We start from the raw sequence: 396 nt of genomic DNA, 5'->3' as shown, positions 1-396 counted from the left end.
GGGGCAGCGAAGGGCACCATTCTTCCTGGGGTAAAAGCAGAGATCGCTGAATCTTTTGAGCCGATTCATCGTTCTAATCTTGTTGGTATGGGAATTGTTGCCTTTGTGTCTGAGGCAGGATCAAGTTGGCAATCTTTGGGTTTAAAAGGTGATGAAAAGGTAACGATTGAAGAGCTTCATAATTTGAAACCTCGGCAAAAAACTGGAGTGAGAATCACATTTTCTGATGGAACGGTAATAACAGGGCAATTATTATGCCGAGTTGATAGTGAAGTGGAGTTGGACTAGATGCATTATGGCGGAATTTTGGAAAGTGTTGTGTGAAATCTAGCAGTCTGATTCATAGGTGTTCAGTGAGAAGAGTCCATAGATATGATGATGGAGGACTGAGAGTTT

The 396-nt window shown here is 42.2% G+C and carries 1 pseudogene; it reads left to right on the top strand.

What is annotated here, in order from left to right:
- Nucleotides 1-288 (top strand): annotated as a pseudogene (locus J7R10_RS09340) (aconitate hydratase); the annotation flags it as partial.
- Nucleotides 289-396: the final 108 nt, after the last annotated feature.

Source organism: Bartonella vinsonii subsp. berkhoffii ATCC 51672, assembly GCF_902825225.1.
Taxonomy (GTDB): domain Bacteria; phylum Pseudomonadota; class Alphaproteobacteria; order Rhizobiales; family Rhizobiaceae; genus Bartonella; species Bartonella berkhoffii.
This window is presented reverse-complemented; position numbering and strand designations above follow the sequence as displayed.